The sequence below is a fragment of the Pseudomonas sp. KCJK9000 genome, assembly GCF_046230725.1.
Classification (GTDB): domain Bacteria; phylum Pseudomonadota; class Gammaproteobacteria; order Pseudomonadales; family Pseudomonadaceae; genus Aquipseudomonas; species Aquipseudomonas promysalinigenes.
In genome coordinates this window covers 35,097-49,546 of the sequence record NZ_JBJJLN010000017.1, presented here as the reverse complement: position 1 = coordinate 49,546, position 14,450 = coordinate 35,097, and the positions used below count along the sequence as shown (strand labels likewise).

Annotated in this window: 14 protein-coding genes; 3 read left to right on the top strand and 11 right to left on the bottom strand. The window is 61.6% G+C overall.

The annotated features are described in order from the left end of the window. Positions 1-66 precede the first annotated feature (66 nt). The 3 genes from tsaB to ppc form a co-directional block, all read right to left on the bottom strand. Positions 67-741, bottom strand: a complete 675-nt coding sequence (tsaB, locus tag ACK59H_RS10230) for a tRNA (adenosine(37)-N6)-threonylcarbamoyltransferase complex dimerization subunit type 1 TsaB (protein ID WP_060478375.1) — start codon at positions 739-741, stop codon at positions 67-69. A gap of 87 nt (positions 742-828) precedes the next feature. Continuing rightward, a complete protein-coding gene (gene adk / locus ACK59H_RS10225; RefSeq protein WP_060478376.1) occupies positions 829-1,479 on the bottom strand; it encodes an adenylate kinase in 651 nt (216 codons plus the stop codon). 258 nt (positions 1,480-1,737) lie between these two features. Further along, positions 1,738-4,365: a phosphoenolpyruvate carboxylase gene (ppc, locus tag ACK59H_RS10220; RefSeq protein ID WP_060478377.1), complete on the bottom strand. Its 2,628-nt coding sequence runs from the start codon at positions 4,363-4,365 to the stop codon at positions 1,738-1,740. Positions 4,366-4,535: 170 nt separating this feature from the next. On the opposite strand from ppc, the gene ACK59H_RS10215 reads away from it, so the two are divergent. From ACK59H_RS10215 to ACK59H_RS10205, 3 genes are all read left to right on the top strand, one after another. Then, positions 4,536-4,880 carry a hypothetical protein gene (locus tag ACK59H_RS10215; RefSeq protein ID WP_060478378.1) on the top strand — a complete coding sequence of 115 codons (345 nt, stop codon included), beginning with the start codon at positions 4,536-4,538 and terminating at the stop codon, positions 4,878-4,880. Between the two features lie 251 nt (positions 4,881-5,131). Continuing rightward, entirely contained in the window at positions 5,132-5,545 is a 414-nt protein-coding gene (locus ACK59H_RS10210; RefSeq protein ID WP_060478379.1) for a DUF4398 domain-containing protein, read from the top strand. A 49-nt stretch (positions 5,546-5,594) separates the two neighbouring features. Further along, entirely contained in the window at positions 5,595-6,386 is a 792-nt protein-coding gene (locus ACK59H_RS10205) for an OmpA family protein (protein WP_060478380.1), read from the top strand. 225 nt (positions 6,387-6,611) lie between these two features. Here the strand turns inward: ACK59H_RS10205 and ACK59H_RS10200 are convergent, their stop codons facing one another. The 8 genes from ACK59H_RS10200 to ACK59H_RS10165 form a co-directional block, all read right to left on the bottom strand. Continuing rightward, positions 6,612-6,938 (bottom strand): hypothetical protein, encoded by a 327-nt coding sequence (locus ACK59H_RS10200; protein ID WP_060478381.1) that lies wholly within the window; start codon positions 6,936-6,938, stop codon positions 6,612-6,614. Further along, positions 6,935-7,798: an alpha/beta hydrolase gene (locus ACK59H_RS10195; RefSeq protein ID WP_155500273.1), complete on the bottom strand. Its 864-nt coding sequence runs from the start codon at positions 7,796-7,798 to the stop codon at positions 6,935-6,937. The genes ACK59H_RS10200 and ACK59H_RS10195 overlap by 4 nt, the downstream gene beginning before the upstream one ends. 31 nt (positions 7,799-7,829) lie before the next feature. Beyond that, positions 7,830-9,107, bottom strand: coding sequence for a flavohemoglobin expression-modulating QEGLA motif protein (locus ACK59H_RS10190; protein WP_060478383.1), 1,278 nt, complete (start codon positions 9,105-9,107; stop codon positions 7,830-7,832). A gap of 43 nt (positions 9,108-9,150) precedes the next feature. Continuing rightward, a complete protein-coding gene (locus tag ACK59H_RS10185; protein ID WP_060478384.1) occupies positions 9,151-9,699 on the bottom strand; it encodes a hypothetical protein in 549 nt (182 codons plus the stop codon). Between the two features lie 29 nt (positions 9,700-9,728). Next, the gene (locus tag ACK59H_RS10180) at positions 9,729-10,433 is read right to left on the bottom strand and encodes a TetR/AcrR family transcriptional regulator (protein ID WP_060478385.1); all 705 of its coding nucleotides are present in this window, start codon (positions 10,431-10,433) and stop codon (positions 9,729-9,731) included. 205 nt (positions 10,434-10,638) lie between these two features. Beyond that, positions 10,639-12,141, bottom strand: coding sequence for a lysine--tRNA ligase (gene lysS, locus ACK59H_RS10175; protein ID WP_060478386.1), 1,503 nt, complete (start codon positions 12,139-12,141; stop codon positions 10,639-10,641). Between the two features lie 93 nt (positions 12,142-12,234). After that, positions 12,235-13,330 (bottom strand): peptide chain release factor 2 gene (gene prfB, locus ACK59H_RS10170; protein WP_155500272.1). Its coding sequence is split into 2 segments (ribosomal slippage): positions 12,235-13,257 and positions 13,259-13,330, totalling 1,095 coding nucleotides; the frame shifts between segments, so codons are not numbered across the junction. Positions 13,331-13,420: 90 nt separating this feature from the next. Continuing rightward, positions 13,421-14,425 carry a PleD family two-component system response regulator gene (locus ACK59H_RS10165; RefSeq protein WP_060478387.1) on the bottom strand — a complete coding sequence of 335 codons (1,005 nt, stop codon included), beginning with the start codon at positions 14,423-14,425 and terminating at the stop codon, positions 13,421-13,423. Positions 14,426-14,450 lie beyond the last annotated feature (25 nt).

The following is a 14,450-nucleotide window of genomic DNA, read 5'->3' as shown; positions in this document are numbered from 1 at the left end:
ATTGATAACTGGACCACAGTTTGCGCTGAAGGTTTATCGTCAGCAGCGATAACCGACGAATAGCCGTCAGCGCGCCTTTGGGGTCGCCACATTGTCGCGCAGGTAGACAGGGTGCGCCTGCTCGGCAGCCACTGCTTCGCCCCGTGCCCAGGCAAAGCGGGCCAGGCTCAGGATGTCCAGCGCATTGGGCAGCGCAGCTGGGTCACTGGAACTGGCGCTGACCGCCAGGCGCTCGGCATAGCACCAGCCAGTACCTGCGCCGAACCAGTCGCCGCCACTGCCGGCAGGCAAGGCCACGCGTTCGGGTGGCAAGACGGCCTCGCTGCCTTGCAGACACATTTCGCCGGCATGGGCCTGGTAACAGCCCCAATAGACTTCATCCATCCGCGCATCAATGGCAGCGGCTACCTGCTGCACACCGTGCTCGCGCAAAGCGCCCTGGGCCAAAGCGGCCAGGTTCGACACCGGCACCACCGGGCGCTCCAGTGCGAACGCCAGGCCCTGGACCACGCCGATCGCGATGCGCACCCCAGTGAATGCGCCCGGACCTCGGCCGAAGGCAATGGCATCCAGGGCACTGAGGGCCACGCCAGAATCGGCCAGCAGCTGCTTGATCATCGGCAGCAGCTTCTGCGCGTGCATACGTGGGATCACCTCATAATGGCTGGTTACCTCGCCGTCATGCAGCAATGCGACGGAACAGGCTTCGGTAGCGGTATCCAGGGCCAACAGGGTGGTCATCGAACGGGTATCCAGGTGCTAAGGGAAAGGCCGGCAGTATAAACGACAACGGCCCGCAAGCGGGCCGTTGTGACGCAAGGTAGCGGATCAGCTCAGCGCTGCCAGCACCTTGGCAGTGATCGCTTCGACCGAACCGACGCCTTCGATGTGGCTGTACTTCGGTTTGCCATCGTTGGCGGCCGAAAGCTTCTGGTAGAAGTCCACCAGCGGCTTGGTCTGGCTATGGTAGACAGACAGGCGATGGCGTACGGTTTCTTCTTTGTCGTCGTCGCGCTGGATCAGGTCTTCGCCGGTGACGTCGTCCTTGCCTTCCACTTTCGGCGGGTTGTACTGAATGTGGTAGGTGCGGCCCGAAGCCAGGTGCACACGGCGGCCAGCCATACGGCCAACGATTTCTTCGTCGTCCACGGCGATTTCGACCACTGCGTCGATGTCGACACCTGCAGCGACCATGGCTTCGGCCTGCGGAATGGTACGTGGGAAGCCGTCGAACAGGCAGCCGTTGGCGCAATCCGGCTGGGCGATGCGCTCCTTGACCAGGCTGATGATCAGCTCATCGGACACCAGTTGGCCGGCATCCATGACTTTCTTCAGCTCCAGGCCCAGTGGGGTACCAGCCTTGACAGCGGCACGCAGCATGTCACCAGTGGAGATCTGTGGAATACCGAACTTTTCGGTGATGAACTTTGCCTGAGTACCTTTACCGGCCCCGGGAGCTCCCAGCAGAATTACACGCATCTCGTGCTCCTCAAATTTTTTTATGAATTTCAGTGGATTCGGCGACCAGGGCCAAGTCCGGAAAATCGGGTATGACCTATAAATCGGTCAGAAGGCTGCTCAAGATACACAGCGCCCGGCAGCCAGACAAGCGCCCGAAAGTTGCAACGACGCGTCATTCGAGGGCCTGTGGACGGGTGGTTGCGCCAGGCGCAACCACCTTTTCTGCACTGTGTTGGCCCATGAAGTGCTCGGGTGCACCGTTGTGGCCAACGGGCCTCAACCGGTATTGCGCAGCCCGGCGGCAATGCCGGCGACAGTCACCAGCAAGGCCTGCTCCAATGGGCTATCCAGAGCGGCTTCACGGCTACGCGAGCGGGCCAGCAACTCGGCCTGAAGGCGGTGCAGTGGGTCCAGATAGGTATTGCGCAGACGGATGAATTCCAGGGTCTCTGGGCTGTGGGCCAGTAGCACCGACTGCCCGGTAAGCCCCAATACCACCTGGCAGGACTGCGACAATAGGTCGCGCAGATGCGCACCTAAAGGCAGCAGTTGCGGTTGCACTAGACGTTCGTCGTAGGCCTTGGCAATTTCCGCGTCGGCCTTGGCCAGCACCATCTCCAGCATGTCGATACGGGTGCGGAAAAATGGCCAGCGCTCACGCATTTGCCCCAGCAGCTCGCCTTGGCCGCGGGCCAAGGCATTGCCAAGCGCAGTCTCCCACCCAAGCCAGGCCGGCAGCATCAGCCGCGTTTGAGTCCAACCGAAGATCCACGGTATCGCCCGCAGGCTTTCGATGCCACCGGCGCGGCGTTTGGCCGGGCGACTGCCCAATGGCAGGCGGCCCAATTCCTGTTCGGGGGTAGACTGGCGGAAGTACTCGACAAAGTCAGGGTGCTCACGCACCACGCCGCGATAGGCCTTCACGCCATCGGCTGCCAGTTGATCCATCAGCGCCCGCCAGGCCGGCTCAGGCGGCGGGGGCGGCAACAGGGTAGCTTCGAGCACGGCAGCCAGGTACAGGTTCAGGTTCTGCTCGGCAATACCCGGCAAACCGAACTTGAAACGGATCATCTCACCCTGCTCGGTGGTACGGAAGCGCCCTGCGACCGAGCCAGGTGGCTGCGACAGAATCGCGGCATGGGCCGGGCCGCCGCCACGGCCGACAGTGCCCCCGCGGCCGTGGAACAGCAGCAACTCGACCTGATGCTCGCGGCAGATACGCACCAGGTTTTCCTGGGCGCGGTACTGGGCCCAGGCGGCCGCCGTGGTGCCTGCATCCTTGGCAGAGTCGGAGTAGCCGATCATCACTTCCTGCGGCCCGCGAAGGCTAGTGCGATAGCCCGGCAGACCGAGCAGGCGCTGCATCACAGGGCCGGCGTTATCCAGGTCGGCCAAGGTCTCGAACAGAGGCACCACACGCATCGGCCGCGTCAGGCCAGCTTCTTTGAGCAGTAATTGCACAACCAGCACATCGGAGGCCGCGCCGGCCATGGAAATGACGTAGGAGCCCAAAGAAGCATCTGGCGCAGCCGCGATTTCACGGCAAGTGGCAAGGACTTCGGCGGTTTCGGCCTGGGGCTTGAAATGCGCTGGCAGCAGTGGCCTGCGGTTTTTCAGTTCGGCTTGCAGGAATTCGATACGACGCTCTTCGTCCCACTCGGCGTAACTGCCTAAACCCAGGTAATCGGTAATTTCGGCCATCGCGTCACGGTGCCGGGCTGCATCTTGGCGCACATCCAGACGACCAAGGAACAGGCCGAAGGTCACCGCCCGGCGCAGGCTGTCGAGCAGCGGGCCATCGGCGATCACGCCCATGCCGCATGCATGCAGTGACTGATAGCACAGCTCAAGGGGTGCAATCAGGTCGCGATTGTCCACCAGCACGTCGGCGCTGGGCGGCTGGCTGCTGCTGAGCGCAGTGTGGGCCCAGGCTCGGGTCGCGCGCAGGCGATCGCGTAATTGCTTGAGCACCGCCCGGTATGGCTCGGCGCTTTCACCCACCCGAGCTTGCAAGGCGGGGCTTGCCTGCTGCATGGACAGCTCCGCCGCCAGCGCGTCGACGTCGCGCAGGAACAGGTCTGCGGCCATCCAGCGCGCCAGCAACAACACTTCCCGGGTGACGGCGGCGGTGACATTGGGGTTGCCATCGCGGTCACCGCCCATCCAGGAGGCGAAACGAATGGGTGCCGCCTCCAGCGGCAGGTGCAGGCCGGTGGCCTCGAACAGCGCTTTGTCGACCTTGCGCAAGTGATTGGGAATGGCCTGCCAGAGCGAATGCTCAATGACTGCGAAGCCCCATTTGGCCTCGTCCACTGGGGTTGGCCGCGTACGGCGGATCTCTTCGGTGTGCCAGGCCTCGGCAATCAGCCGGCGCAGGCGCTCACGCACCTGCTGGCGCTCGGCCGGCGTCAGGTCGCGATGGTCCTGCGCCGCCAGTTGGGCGGCAATGGCGTCGTATTTCTGGATCAGCGTGCGTCGGGCAACTTCGGTGGGGTGTGCGGTGAGTACCAGTTGGATATCGAGTTTGGCCAACTGCCGGGCCAGTGCGTCATCCTTGTGCCCGGCCTGCTTGAGACGCGCCAGCAGTTCGGGCAGTACCCGCGCTTCGAAGGGCTCAGGCTGGCCGGCATCGCGGCGACGGATCAGTTGGTACTGCTCGGCCATGTTGGCCAGGTTGAGAAACTGGTTGAAGGCCCGCGCAACCGGCAGCAGGTCCTCTTCGGCAAGGTCGGCCAAGGTCGAGCTCAACTGCTCGCCCGGCCCTCGGCGGTCGGCCTTGGCACTGTGGCGGATATCCTCGATCTTTTGCAGGAACGCCTCACCGTGCTGCTGGCGAATGGTGTCGCCTAGCAACTCCCCCAACACATGGACATCTTCACGCAAGCGCACATCGATATCAGTCATTGGCCCTCTCTTGAACGCGGTTCGCCCACGCTCCATTCAGAAAACAGCACTAGGCCAAGAGTGCCCACTGCCGAGTCTCAAAGGCAAGCCGTGATCGCGTGAAGCAAACTAAAGTCAAGGCGTAGCAGTCCGATGTGAAGCAGCCTTCTACGGCGTTGATAGAGGTCATCATGAAAATCCGCGAACTCGCCCAACACTGGGAACAGAATGCCGCCGGCACCCTGAGCCCCACCGGCCATGCTTTGCACTTGGACCTTGAGTCCGAGGCACGCCTGGCGGCTTTAATCGACATGTACCCCAAGCGCACCGCCGAGGAACTACTCGGTGAACTGGTGGCAGCCGCACTGGAGGAGCTGGAAGCCAGCTTCCCGTACGTGCAGGGTCGCAAGGTCATCGCTACCGATGAAGAAGGCGACCCGATGTACGAAGATGTCGGCCCTACCCCGCGCTTTTTAGCGCTGTCACGACAGCACTTGCACACGCTCAGCAACACTGGCGAAGACAACGGCCGCTGAGCGGCCAGGGTCGGATCCCAGGCTCGCAATCAGCCTGGGATACCCCTGCAATCATTGAAAGTTCCAGGCAAAGCACACTGACCGGTCAGTCAGAAAAACATACCCAGTCGTGGGAATTTTTTTCTGAACTATTCAAAAAAAGATCAAGTCCCAGCCAATAGCCATCACGCTAAAACCCTGCACACCTGCAATGGAGCATGGTCGGGGATTAGCGATGGACTGCTACGGATATCGTTATCAGGAGTGATCCAATGGAGCTGACCACCATGAACAGCCGCACTGCTAAACCTTCATTCTCCAACCTGCGCGGGCTCAAACTGGCCGCCCTGGCACTGGGCAGCAGCCTGGTACTGGCGGGCTGTGCAGGTAATCCGCCGACCGAACAGTACGCTGTCACCCAATCGGCCGTTAACTCGGCCGTCAGTGCCGGCGGCACCGAGTACGCTGCTGTGGAAATGAAATCGGCTCAGGACAAGTTCAAGCAGGCGGAAATCGCCATGCACGACAAGAACTACGAAAAAGCCAAGATGCTGGCCGAGCAGGCTGAATGGGATGCCCGCGTAGCCGAGCGCAAGGCCCAGGCAGCCAAGGCCCAGAAGGCCGTGCAGGACGCCCGCCAGGGTGTTCAGGATGTACGCCAGGAAGGCATGCGTAGCGCTCAGTGAACGCTGCCACGCCCCTTAAGCCTTCGCAATCGATCAAAGGATGAACACTATGCGCAATTACGTCATGATCCCCGCCCTGCTGGCCCTGAGCGTCGGTCTCGCTGCCTGCTCCCACGACCCGAACCCTAACCTGGAATCGGCCCGCACCAACTTCTCGGCCCTGCAAAGCGACCCGCAGGCCAGCAAAGTTGCCGCGCTGGAAACCAAGGATGCCCAGGACTGGCTGAACAAGGCCGACAAGGCCTACATGGACCGTGAGGACGAGAAGAAGGTCGATCAGCTGGCCTACTTGACCAATCAGCGCGTCGAAGTCGCCAAGCAGACCATCGCTCTGCGCACTGCTGAAGGCGAGCTGAAAAATGCCGCGGCCCAACGCGCCCAGGCCAAGCTCGACGCTCGCGATGCACAGATTGCCAAGCTGCAAGACAGCCTCAATGCCAAGCAGACCGACCGTGGCACCCTGGTGACCTTCGGCGATGTGCTGTTCGACTTCAACAAAGCCGAACTCAAGAGCAACGCCTACCCGAACGTCACCAAACTGGCTCAGTTCCTCCAGGAAAACCCTGAGCGCAAGGTGATCGTCGAGGGTTACACCGACAGCGTCGGCTCGGCCAGCTACAACCAGAGCCTGTCCGAGCGCCGTGCCAACAGCGTGCGCATGGCCCTGGTACGCGCAGGTGTCGACCCAGCCCGCATCGTCGCCCAGGGCTATGGCAAGGAGTATCCGGTAGCCGATAACTCCAGCAACTCGGGCCGTGCGCAGAACCGCCGCGTTGAAGTGACCATCTCCAACGACAACCAGCCGGTCGCACCTCGCTCGATGAGCCAAGCCAAGCAATAAGGTGTGGCAAATCCCAGCCCCCAGCTTCGCGGCTCGATGTGGTTGATTTGAACCCTTGAGCCCGAGCCGGGGATCTGAAAAAAAAATCCGATACCAGCAAACGGGTATCGGATTTTTTTTGCTCAGTCCTGAGCGAGGTGGACGCTGACAGGTCGAGCACTGCACCTGCGCTGTATCAGGCCAAAGGGCGCTTCACAGGCCCCAGCCAACCACCGCCCTAGTCTCTTACTGCACCTGCTGTGGCGTCTGTTCGCCCATGCAGCGCACTGCGCGCTTACGGCTGTCGACCAACACGCCCGTCAAACCCTTCTGTTCGGTATCGAACAGCACCAGTACCCCGTCCACGCACTGAGCCAACTGAGGCGCTGGATCCAGCGAAACCTTGTAATCCTCGCCTGGGATGGTCTTGAGCATGGTGAAATCCTGCAACAGCAGTGCATCTTCAGGCTTGGCGAAATGCAGATAGCCGTAGTACCAGAGGGCCCCCACCGTCACGATGATGCTGCCGACGCCGGTCAGAATCAGCGGGATGGCGTTGCGTTCTTCACTCATTGGGTATTGCTCTCGTCAGGGTAGTTGGGTACTTCGGCAAGCCGCCGCAGGCCGTTGAAATGGCTGGGGTCATCGAGAAAGCGCAGCATCACCTGGCGCCACACCGGGTCCGCGAACGTTTGCACGTGGTCGCCCCGGGTCAGCTGCAATACCCGCGGTGGCAGTGCTTGTTGATATAAGCGGATGCCACTGTCCATCGGCACCAGGGCATCGTCGATACTGTGAAAGAACAGCTTCGGCGGGCTGCTCAGTTGCCCGATCGAACGGATTGCACTGTCGCCATCGGGCACCAACCAGGACAACGGCACCTGCAGTGGCCAGGTGAACCACGCGGTACTTAACGCGTAGCGCCCAACTTCACGGTAACTGGCAGGCACGCCATCGAACACCAAGGCGCTGAAACGCTGACGCTGATCGGGGTGCTGCGCCAGATAGTGGATGGCCATGGCCCCGCCCAGGCTCTGGCCGAGCAGCACCAGAGGCTTGCCCTTGATTTCGGGGGCCTGGTCCAGCCAAACCATCGCCGCTTCTATGTCCTGGTAAACCTCAGGCAGACTCGGTGAGCCTTCGGAAAGGCCATAGCCCCGATAATCGATCATCAACACCTGATAACCCTGCTCCGGGAGCCAGTAGCTGCCGCCCAGGTGGCCTGGCAGGTTGCCGCCATTGCCGTGCAGGTGCAGCACCGTCCCTTTGACTGGCACGCCGGCCTTGGCCGGTAGCCACCAACCGTGCAGGCGCACACCATCGGCGGTGGTCAGGCTGATATCGCGGTACTCAAGCTTGGCCCGCGCTGGGGTGAATGCCTGGCCGGGTTCTGGGTAGAACAACAAGCTGCTGCAGCCGCCCAGGCCAAGCATGAACAATGTCAGAGCGAGCAGGCGCCAGCGGTTACAGAATATTTGCGTAATCAGCTTCAATGCGATCGAGGCTCAGGTGGTTGAGGAAGTTGGAGAAGCACATCCAGGCCGAAAGTGCGTTGAGGTCACGGAACTGTTCCGGCAGGTACTTGGGCGGCTCTACCAGCCCCTCTTCGACCAATTGGCGCAGGGTACGCATGTCTTCCAGGGTGGTCTTGCCACAGAACAACAGCGGGATCTGCTCGAGCTTGCCCTTCCTCACGGCCAATTGAATGTAGTTGTAAACCATGATGAAGCCCTTGAGGTAGGACAAGTCCTTGGTGAACGGCAGGCCATCAGGCACCGAACCGCGGAACACACGGCTGGCGTTACTGTAGCTCTGCTCGATCTCGAAACCCTGGCTGCGGAAAAAGTCGAACACCTGAAGGAAGTCGGCACCCTCCTCGACCATGTGAATAGCCCGGGTGCGGTTGGTCAATTTGCGCAGACGGCTGGGGTAGGAAGCGAACGCGATCACTTCCATCAGGATGGCCAGGCCTTCCTGGGTCACTGTCGAGGAGGGCGGCCCCTTGGCCAGGAAAGTGCAGATAGGCTGGTTCAGGCCGTTGAGGGTGGTTCCGACATGCACCAGGCCTTCGTGAACCTCCAGCGCACGCACGTCGCGGTTGTTGAACATGGCATCGGCGCGCACCTTGATGTAGTCGGCACCTGCGGCGGCATCGGCGACGATGCCGTCAGACTCGAACACGCGGATGGTTTCCTCGGCTTCGCCGAACACTTTGTTCAGGCGGCCCTGAAGAATGTCTACGGCCTGTTTGGCAGTGAGGTTCTTCGGCTCGTCCTTGAGATCGCCACGCCCGTCGATATTGTTCAGGTAGTCCGAAAGCATCAGCCCCAGGTCAGCCAGGGTTGGGTCACCGGCATGGAAAGCGTCGGAAGCAGCGCCGTACAGTTCCTGGGAGATCAGCCCGAAATCTTCGGTGCCACGGGCTTCGAGCATGCGCACCACCATGCGGTACTCGCGGCACATGCGCTTCATGATTTGCCCGACCGGGTTGAACTGGCCGAGCTGACGAATGATGTCACGCTCGATGGCCTGGAACTCGGCCTTCACCGCACTGGAGTCGAACGCCAGCGGGCGAGCCTGGTAGTAAGCGCGATCGACAGCGGGTGGCTCCTTGCCCTTGGCCTTGAGAAAGCCCTGGCGAATGTTTTCATCCCACTTCACCGCATCCAGAACCCGGATCGGCGTCTGCGCCGTGACGATGCGGTCAGACAGGGCTCGGATGGTTTGCTGGTATTCGTCCACTTAGGCTCCTTTCTCGAACAAGATACCGGTACCGGTCACGGGGTCATTTGCCGGCGCGCTGGAAGCGCGCCACTTCCACGAACAGGTCAGAGTTCGCCGGGTCATCCAGGTATGCCAGCACACGTGGTGACGGGCTGTCGATCAGCACGCCGTGCTCATTTTCATCCGCGACTTGGGTGTTATGCCCGGAAAGCTCCTTGTTCTCAACCGCTTGGCGCACCTGCTCGACGTCAAGGTTATACAGCACCAGTTCTTTGCCATCGACGATATCGAACCCGCCTATCACAAAGTTGCCACCCTGCCCCTTGGGTACGCCAGCCGACAGGTACCAGCGGTTGCCATGGCGCGAGACGGTGAAGGTGTATTGCTCGGCCGCCTTGCCCTGGGCCTTGGCCACCGCTTTGTAGGCTCCGTCACCCATGCGGCTGATGGTTAGCTTCAAAGGTTCGCCCCAGGCGTCCTTGCTGCTCCATTTGCCGAGCAGGGCCTTGGGCGCTACCTGGTTGCTCGGCAGCGGCTCGTGGAAGGTCACCAGACAACCGCCCAGCAGGAGGAATGACAACGTCAACAACACCACACGCCAGGCTTTCATCAGGTTCTCCTTGAAAATTCGGTCTGTGCTCAGGCCGATGCCAACACCAGGTGCAGGTAACGGGTAAGCATAGCGAGCATCTGCCCATCGGCTTGCGCATCGGCATCCTTGAGCAGGCCCTGATATTCCATCTGCTCGATAATCGCCGTCAACATCTGGGCGTCCTGCTCCGGCTGCTGCGAACCCACCACTTGAAGCAATTGGCGAGCGCCATGCAGCAGAATCTGCTCATGGGCACACACCAGCTCTGCCAAACGCGGGCACAGCAATGCCTCTTGCCGGAAGGCCTGCTCGGCCATCATGAAGTCGCGACGGTTGAGCAACTGGCGCTGAACGTAATCGACCGTCATCCGCGCGATTTCGTCAACCAGTCGCGCACGCGACTGCACGCTGCCATCACCCTGGGCCAGCAGCTGGCGCAGCACGACTTCGGTATTGGCCCACAGCTTGGCCATATAGTCGGCGCTGCGTTTGACATATTGGGCGAAGGTATCGGTCAGCAGGTCCTCGATGTCTTTGAAGTAGTAGGTGGTGGCCGACAGCGGCACGCCCGCCTCGGCGGCCACGGCACGATGGCGCACGCCCCGCACGCCATCGCGCACCACAATACGCATGGCCGCGTCGAGAATGAGCTGGCGGCGTTGTTCGCTGCCTTGACGGGCGGTCTTGCGCCCTTGGTACTGCACGCTTTCGGCGACGGCGGTGGCGATGCCGGCGGCGCCCTGATGAGGCATTGCGGGTGTCACAGGGGGTACCTCGTGAACAGTGTTCGACAGTGCTGGACTATTTGCGGCTAAAGCCACTCCTACAAGGACCGCAAAGCCTTCTGGGCGTGCGCAGCCGGTGTTGGGGTGGCTTCAGCCGCGGGCAAGCCGGTACGGACAACATAAAGCTTCAGGCAAGAAAAAGCCGCCTCGAGAGGCGGCTGATTGGAACGACTCAGGCCTGTGGGCGCATGTGCGGGAACAGGATGACGTCGCGGATCGATGGCGAGTTGGTCAACAGCATCACCAGACGGTCGATGCCGATGCCTTCACCAGCCGTCGGCGGCATGCCGTACTCCAGCGCGCGAACGAAATCGGCGTCGTAGTGCATGGCCTCATCGTCACCGGCGTCCTTTTCGGCCACCTGGGCCAGGAAGCGCTCGGCCTGATCTTCGGCATCGTTGAGCTCGGAGTAGGCGTTGGCGATTTCACGGCCACCGATGAACAGCTCGAAGCGATCGGTCACGGCGGGGTTTTCGTCATTGCGGCGGGCCAGCGGCGATACTTCGAACGGGTACTCGGTGATGAAGTGCGGCTGCTCCAGCTTGTGCTCGACCAGCTCTTCGAAAATCATCACCTGCAGCTTGCCCAGGCCTTCGTGACCGAGCACCTTGGCGCCGGCTTTCTTGGCGATCTCGCGGGCACGGTCGACGTCCTGCAGGTCGGCAGCGGTCAGCTCCGGGTTGTACTTGAGGATCGAGTCGAACACCGACAGCCGGGCGAATGGCTCACCGAAGTGGAAGACCTTGTCGCCGTACGGCACGTCGGTGCTGCCCAGTACCAACTGCGCCAGCTCGCGGAACAGTTCCTCGGTGAGGTCCATGTTGTCGCGGTAGTCGGCGTAGGCCTGGTAGAACTCGAGCATGGTGAACTCAGGGTTGTGCCGGGTCGAAACGCCTTCGTTGCGGAAGTTGCGGTTGATCTCGAAGACCTTCTCGAAACCACCGACGACCAAGCGCTTGAGGTACAGCTCCGGCGCGATCCGCAAGAACATCGCCATGTCCAGGGCGTTGTGGTGGGTTTCGAATGGCTTGGCCGCAGCCCCACCTGGAATGGTCTGCAACATCGGCGTTTCGACTTCGAGGAAGTCACGCTCGATGAGGAACTTGCGAATGTGCGAGATCACCTGCGAACGTACACGGAAGGTGTGGCGGGTTTCTTCGTTGACCATCAGGTCGACGTAACGCTGGCGGTAGCGTTGCTCGGTGTCGGTCAGGCCGTGGTGCTTGTCCGGCAGTGGGCGCAGCGACTTGGTCAGCAGGCGCACGTTGGTCATCTCGACGTACAGGTCGCCCTTACCGGAGCGGGCCAGGGTGCCTTCGGCGCTGATGATGTCGCCCAGGTCCCAGGTCTTGACGGCGGCCAGGGTCTCTTCCGGCAGGGTCTTGCGGTTGACGTAGACCTGGATGCGGCCGGTCATGTCCTGGATGACCATGAACGAGCCACGGTTGAGCATGATGCGGCCGGCAACCTTGACCGGGATCGCGGCTGCTTCCAGCTCTTCCTTGGTCTTGTCCGCGTACTGCTTCTGCAGGTCGTTGCAGTAGCTGTCGCGACGGAAGTCGTTGGGGAAGGCATTGCCCTTGGCGCGCTCTGCGGCAAGTTTTTCCTTGCGCAGTGCGATCAGGGCGTTTTCTTCCTGTTGCAGGTCTTGCGATTCGGTCTTGAGGTCGCTCATGTCGTCATAGTTTCCATCAGGTATTCGTTGCCCTTGTCGGGCAGGGCACGCGCTACCGGCAACTAACCAGGTAGCGCGGCAGTGGTGTGCGGCTTACAGCCCCTGCTTGAGGCTCGCTTCCAGGTACTGGTCAAGGTCGCCATCCAGGACCTTCTGGCAATCACTGCGCTCCACGCCAGTGCGCAGGTCCTTGATACGCGAGTCATCCAGCACGTAGGAGCGGATCTGGTGGCCCCAGCCGATGTCCGACTTGCTGTCTTCAAGGGCTTGGGAGGCGGCGTTGCGTTTTTGCATTTCCAGCTCGTACAACTTGGCCCGCAGCATTTTCATGGCGGTGTCTTTGTTCGCGTGCTGGGAGCGTTCGTTCTGGCAAGCCACTACGGTATTGGTCGGTACGTGGGTGATACGCACCGCCGAGTCGGTGGTGTTCACGTGCTGACCACCGGCACCGGAGGAACGGTAGGTGTCGATGCGCAGGTCGGACGGGTTGATCTCGATCTCGACCTTGTCGTCGATTTCGGGGGACACGAACACGGCCGAGAACGAAGTATGGCGACGGGCGCCGGAGTCGAACGGGCTTTTGCGCACCAGGCGGTGCACGCCGATCTCGGTGCGCAGCCAGCCGAAGGCATACTCACCTTTGATGTGCACGGTGGCACCCTTGATGCCGGCAACTTCGCCTTCGGACAACTCGATGATGGTGGCGTCGAAACCACGCTTGTCGGCCCAGCGCAGGTACATGCGCAGCAGGATGTTGGCCCAGTCCTGCGCCTCGGTGCCACCGGAGCCGGCCTGGATGTCCAGGTAGGCGTTGTTCATGTCCATCTCGCCGCTGAACATGCGACGGAACTCGAGCTGGGCCAGGGATTCTTCCAGGGCTTGCAGTTCGGTCACGACATCGCTGACGGCGCCTTCATCACCCTCCTCGACGGCCATGTCGAGCAGGTCCTTGCAGTCGGCCAGGCCGTTGGCCATGTTGTCCAGGGTCTCTACCACCTGGGCCAGCATGGCACGCTCGCGGCCCAGGGCCTGTGCGTATTCTGGCTTGTTCCAGACAGCGGCGTCTTCGAGCTCGCGGTTGACTTCGATCAGGCGGTCATGCTTGTGATCGTAGTCAAAGATACCCCCGAATGGACAGGGAACGCTCGGTGAGGTCCTTGATGGTGTTCAGAATCGGTTGGATTTCCATGGGCTGGCTACTCGTGCGAATTCGGTGAAAAGCCCGCGAGTATAACCGATCCAGGGAGCGGCGGCAGCCCGTTGGGCAGCCGCATCCGCCTCAGGCGATACCGACCTGGTTGCGCCCGCTGTTCTTGGCCAGATACAAACCCTTGTCTGCCGCTGAAATGAGTTGCCGGCAATGGCTGCCGATGGCCGGGACCTGGGTGGCCAGCCCGATGCTCACGCTCAGGCGCGAGTTGGCTGCCGGCGCGTTGTGCGCAATGTTCAGCGCGAGCACGCTCTGGCGCAGTTTTTCGGCCACCAGCCGCGCCCCGCCGGGCGAAGTATTGGGTAGCACCAGGGCGAACTCTTCGCCGCCGTAGCGCGCCGGCAAGTCGGTCGGACGCGAGCAGGAGCCGCGAATGGCTTCGGCCACCTGGCGCAACGCCTCGTCACCAGCCAGGTGGCCGAAGCTGTCGTTGAAGACTTTGAAGTAGTCGACATCGATCATCAGCAGCGACAATTGCTGCTGTTCACGCATTGCCCTGCGCCATTCAAGCTCCAGGTACTCATCGAAATGGCGACGGTTGGACAACCCGGTCAGGCCGTCGGAATTCATCAGGCGCTGCAACATCAGGTTGCTGTCGAGCAACTGCTGCTGGCTCACGCGCAGGGCGCGGTAGGCCTCGTCGCGCTGCAGCAGGGTCAAGTAGGAGCGCGAGTGGTAGCGGATGCGCGCCACCAGTTCGATGTTGTCGGGCAGCTTGACCAGATAATCGTTGGCCCCGGCGGCGAACGCTGCGCTCTTGACCAGCGGGTCTTCCTTGGTCGACAGGACGATGATCGGAATGTCCTGGGTGGCCGGGTTGTTGCGGTACTCGCGCACCAGGGTCAGGCCGTCCAGGCCAGGCATGATCAAGTCCTGCAGGATGACCGTAGGCTTGATGCGCATGGCCTGTGCCACCGCCTGGTGCGGGTCGGAACAGAAGTGGAAGTCGATGTTGTCTTCCTGGGCCAGGCCACGTCGCACCGCTTCACCGATCATCGCCTGGTCGTCTACCAGAAGCACCATGGCCGAATTCTCGTCCGGTGTCGTGAAACCCTCGATCGGTAGATCAATCATCGGACGTCACCCGATCACCATGGCC

Excerpts from the sequence above, each read along its gene's own strand:
- tsaB (WP_060478375.1), bottom strand. The coding sequence starts at position 741 with ATGACCACCCTGTTGGCCCTGGATACCGCTACCGAAGCCTGTTCCGTC.
- adk (WP_060478376.1), bottom strand. The coding sequence starts at position 1,479 with ATGCGTGTAATTCTGCTGGGAGCTCCCGGGGCCGGTAAAGGTACTCAG.
- ppc (WP_060478377.1), bottom strand. The coding sequence starts at position 4,365 with ATGACTGATATCGATGTGCGCTTGCGTGAAGATGTCCATGTGTTGGGG.
- ACK59H_RS10215 (WP_060478378.1), top strand. The coding sequence starts at position 4,536 with ATGAAAATCCGCGAACTCGCCCAACACTGGGAACAGAATGCCGCCGGC.
- ACK59H_RS10210 (WP_060478379.1), top strand. The coding sequence starts at position 5,132 with ATGGAGCTGACCACCATGAACAGCCGCACTGCTAAACCTTCATTCTCC.
- ACK59H_RS10205 (WP_060478380.1), top strand. The coding sequence starts at position 5,595 with ATGCGCAATTACGTCATGATCCCCGCCCTGCTGGCCCTGAGCGTCGGT.
- ACK59H_RS10200 (WP_060478381.1), bottom strand. The coding sequence starts at position 6,938 with ATGAGTGAAGAACGCAACGCCATCCCGCTGATTCTGACCGGCGTCGGC.
- ACK59H_RS10195 (WP_155500273.1), bottom strand. The coding sequence starts at position 7,798 with ATGCTTGGCCTGGGCGGCTGCAGCAGCTTGTTGTTCTACCCAGAACCC.
- ACK59H_RS10185 (WP_060478384.1), bottom strand. The coding sequence starts at position 9,699 with ATGAAAGCCTGGCGTGTGGTGTTGTTGACGTTGTCATTCCTCCTGCTG.
- ACK59H_RS10180 (WP_060478385.1), bottom strand. The coding sequence starts at position 10,433 with ATGCCTCATCAGGGCGCCGCCGGCATCGCCACCGCCGTCGCCGAAAGC.
- lysS (WP_060478386.1), bottom strand. The coding sequence starts at position 12,141 with ATGAGCGACCTCAAGACCGAATCGCAAGACCTGCAACAGGAAGAAAAC.
- ACK59H_RS10165 (WP_060478387.1), bottom strand. The coding sequence starts at position 14,425 with ATGATTGATCTACCGATCGAGGGTTTCACGACACCGGACGAGAATTCG.